General features: G+C 61.3%; 4 protein-coding genes and 1 pseudogene. 1 reads left to right on the top strand and 4 read right to left on the bottom strand.

Annotated features, from left to right (window positions below):
• Positions 1 to 175 precede the first annotated feature (175 nt).
• On the bottom strand, positions 176 to 433 hold the full coding sequence (locus ACFPOB_RS30235) for a hypothetical protein (protein WP_377801862.1): 258 nt from the start codon (positions 431 to 433) through the stop codon (positions 176 to 178).
• A gap of 75 nt (positions 434 to 508) precedes the next feature.
• On the opposite strand from ACFPOB_RS30235, the pseudogene ACFPOB_RS30230 reads away from it, so the two are divergent.
• Positions 509 to 1,587 (top strand): annotated as a pseudogene (locus ACFPOB_RS30230) (IS5 family transposase).
• Positions 1,588 to 1,693: 106 nt separating this feature from the next.
• On the opposite strand, the gene ACFPOB_RS30225 reads toward ACFPOB_RS30230, so the two are convergent.
• The 3 genes from ACFPOB_RS30225 to ACFPOB_RS30215 all read right to left on the bottom strand — a co-directional run bounded on the left by ACFPOB_RS30225 (position 1,694) and on the right by ACFPOB_RS30215 (position 3,108).
• Entirely contained in the window at positions 1,694 to 1,927 is a 234-nt protein-coding gene (locus ACFPOB_RS30225) for a transposase (protein ID WP_377801861.1), read from the bottom strand.
• A 75-nt stretch (positions 1,928 to 2,002) separates the two neighbouring features.
• A complete protein-coding gene (locus ACFPOB_RS30220; protein WP_377801860.1) occupies positions 2,003 to 2,590 on the bottom strand; it encodes an ATP-binding protein in 588 nt (195 codons plus the stop codon).
• A gap of 209 nt (positions 2,591 to 2,799) precedes the next feature.
• Entirely contained in the window at positions 2,800 to 3,108 is a 309-nt protein-coding gene (locus ACFPOB_RS30215; RefSeq protein WP_377801859.1) for a hypothetical protein, read from the bottom strand.
• Between the last annotated feature and the right edge of the window lie 225 nt (positions 3,109 to 3,333).

Here is a 3,333-nt window from a genome sequence, read left to right as displayed (position 1 = left end):
CATCGTCGACGGCCATCCGCAGAGCCAGATCGACGATCTGCTGCCATGGGCCTATGCGCCTCAGCCGCTCAAGGCCGTGGCCTGAGAACACCGCTTACGGCCAAGCCCTCCGCGCCCTTGCGGAAGTCGACCGGCTTCGTTGCGATCATGACGCGGACGGCGCCGGTCGGGCCGATCACGAGCCGCCCTTCAGCGCACCGATCACTGCCTCGATCGTGGCACGCGTGGCGCCATTTTCGATCGTCACCTTGACGCCAGCGACGTCGATTTCGATCGCAGCCGCGCGGCGTCTCTGCGCGCGTCGCCTGGGTCGCGAGGATCGTGATGATGCGCCCACCTCCGACACTACGGCCACAGGCTGCGCAATCACAGCCGGCACGAAGGCAGGCAGCACCTCCGCCGCTTTGCGCGCCTCGCGCCGCCAGGTGAACAATTGGAGACCTCGAAGAACCTCCCCATCTCGCCCGTTTCATGATTCAATCTTCCGGTGATTTGCGGGAGGCTGCAGATGCGGGGACAGGTTGGGTTCTGGGACATTGACGAGCGTTATGTGCGGCTGAGCGAGGCCGGCGATCCGCTGGAGAAGCTGAACGCGCTGGTGCCGTGGGAGGTTTTCCGCAAGCCACTGGCCAAGGCACTGAAGCGGTCCGACGGCGCCAAGGGTGGTCGCCCGCCCTACGACCCGGTGATGATGTTCAGGATCATGGTCCTGCAGGCGCTCTACGGCCTGTCGGACGACCAGGCCGAGTTCCAGATCCAGATCGACTGTCGTTCATGCGCTTCCTCGGGCTGGGGCTCGGGGACCGCGTGCCGGACGCCAAGACGATCTGGCTGTTCCGCGAGCACCTCACGCAGGCGAAGGCGATCGAGAACCTGTTCGCCCGTTTCGACAAGCACCTCACCAAGGCCGGCTATCTCGCGATGGGCGGCCAGATCGTGGACGCGACGATCGTTGCGGCGCCAAAGCAACGCAACACCGACGCAGAGAAGGCGGACATCAAGGCGGGCAAGGTCCCGGACGCATGGAAGGGGAAGCCTGCCAAGCTGCGCCAGAAGGATCGCGATGCGCGCTGGACCGTGAAGTTCTCAAAGGCCAAAGTGGCTGAGGACGGAAAGGTCCAGCAGCGCGACATCGCCATTCCCGCCTTCGGCTACAAGAACCACGCCTCTATCGATCGCCGGCACGGCTTCATCCGCGGTTGGAATGTCACGAGCGCGTCAGCCTATGACGGGGCGCAGCTTCGCAATGTGCTCGACCGCGGCAACACCGGTTCGACGGTGTGGGCTGACACTGCATATCGATCGAAGAAGAATGAGGCGTGGCTGGAGAAGAACGGCTACGTCTCCGACATCCACCACAAGAAGCCGAAGGGTCGGCCGATGAGCGAGGCGACGTCGCGCGCCAATGGTCGCCGCTCCAAGATCCGCGCCTTCGTTGAGCACGTCTTCGCGCAGCAGAAGTCCCGCATGGGACTGTTCGTGCGCACAATCGGAATGGCGCGGGCGAGAACGAAGATCGGCATGGCCAACCTCGCCTACAACCTCACCCGCTTCGTCTGGCAACAGGGGCGAACTGCGCCCGCATGACGGCGAAAGCGGCCGACATCGCTGCCGCTACGCCGAAAATCGGTGCCCCGCACCATCCCAGACGACCGATGCCGAAGCCGCAGCCACATGTCAGGCCGTGCAGAACTCAAATCGCGGCCCTACGGTCTACGAAATGCCGGTAGTTCGAAGTGTCCAATTGCTGTGGCGTCAGGCCATGGCGGCGGGCAACCGCCGACACCACCGCGCCTGGCACCAGCGTCTCCTCCAGGATCCGCGCCCGCTCATCGCCGCTCCAGCGACGCCGGCCTATCGCGCCGTTGATCACCTCGAAGCGCCGGACCTCGCCCTCCGGCTCAAGTCTATGGTCAAGCCTGGACACAAAACGATCCTCCAAATCAGGACCGTCACACTGCCCGCTCAGGCCTCCACGAAGAAGGTGCGATCGGGATACCGCTTACCTGCGAACCTTCATCGCGGCGTCTTCAGCGACGCGAAGGATGTGATACCGCATCGTCTTGCCGAGCTCGGGGTTTTTCAGCGGAATAATGACGCTGAGCCCTTCGTCATTGCACGGCCTGCCGCCCACATATCGATGCTGAGGCACTTTGTCGGTCGTGTACATTGAGAACGTCGATAGCGTTCCCTCATGGCGCGTGATCACGGTGAAATGATCGGTCACGCTGAAAGGTGACTTTGCTCCGACACCGTGGCCGCCGATCTGGTTCTCTTTTGCCTTCTTTGTCGAACCGGCGAAGGTGCAGAACACGGGCCCGATCGATTGGCGTGCGATGCCCAGCCCGTAGTCGCGAAATTCAATCTGCTGATCGGTGATGATGACATCGACCGGGATATGCCCGCGGCCGGCGTCGACATGCGCATCGAGGGCATTACAGAGGATCTCGCGGGAGACGGCCTTGGGCTTATCCGGATAGAGCGTGGTCGACAGCATCTCCAGAACAATGGCGATGTCTTCAACGCCATAATCCTCGGCTTCGCCGCCAAAGGAAACGACGTTATTTTCCCGCGGCTGAGCGACGAGCATAATAAATATCCTTCGGGATTGGACAGAAAAATACCTGATAAAAATTCCGCTATTTGGAGAATTATAGCATGGAGGAGGAATGACTCGGACCAGCTTTTAATATGAGGGAGGATCCCGAGTGCTGGGCACCGAAGAAGGAGCCCAAAAACGAAAACGGCCGCCCCAGGAAGGACGGCCGCTGAATGGTCGCTTAGACTTCGGTTGTTTGGCTAGCGATAGGCAAGCTCGAGGATGCCACCCAGGGGTGCATTCGTGTGTTCGATCTGCTGAAGGGTCTTCTCGATCGCGCGCGACATTGCCCTCGCGGGATCGGAATCCATAACGGTCACGATGGACGGGTCAGACGGATGGATCTTGCCTGCTGCATCGACATCAGCCGGAACGAGGCTGAAAGCGACGTAGCCATTAGGACAGGCCGTGATTTTGTGAAGTGCGACTTGGGGATGCGCTGATAGCAGGGTCACGGCCGAGAGGACTTTGTCGACGTTTTCGCCGGTCTTGGTCTTCTGGTCGGGCATACGTGTACGGCTCCTAGCATGCGCCGCGTTCTGCGGCTGTGTTGTTCCGCCGGTTGATGGGCCGAATCCGCGTGAGAGTCGAGGGCCTCATTAGGAAATGCTCCCATTTCGGGACACATCGTTAAGTAAGCGCTGTCCCGTTGGCACCTTTGCGGGCGCGGTCTGAGCGCCGATGTTTGAAGCCCCTGAGGGCTTCGACACATGACGATTTCAGAGCTTACGCTT

The sequence above is a fragment of the Allobosea eneae genome (assembly GCF_042657265.1).
In the GTDB taxonomy this organism is placed as follows: domain Bacteria; phylum Pseudomonadota; class Alphaproteobacteria; order Rhizobiales; family Beijerinckiaceae; genus Allobosea; species Allobosea eneae.
The sequence above is the reverse complement of the archived record's forward strand: the minus strand, read 5'-3'. Positions and strand labels throughout refer to the sequence as shown.

Excerpts from the sequence above, each read along its gene's own strand:
- ACFPOB_RS30220 (WP_377801860.1), bottom strand. The coding sequence starts at position 2,590 with ATGCTCGTCGCTCAGCCGCGGGAAAATAACGTCGTTTCCTTTGGCGGC.
- ACFPOB_RS30215 (WP_377801859.1), bottom strand. The coding sequence starts at position 3,108 with ATGCCCGACCAGAAGACCAAGACCGGCGAAAACGTCGACAAAGTCCTC.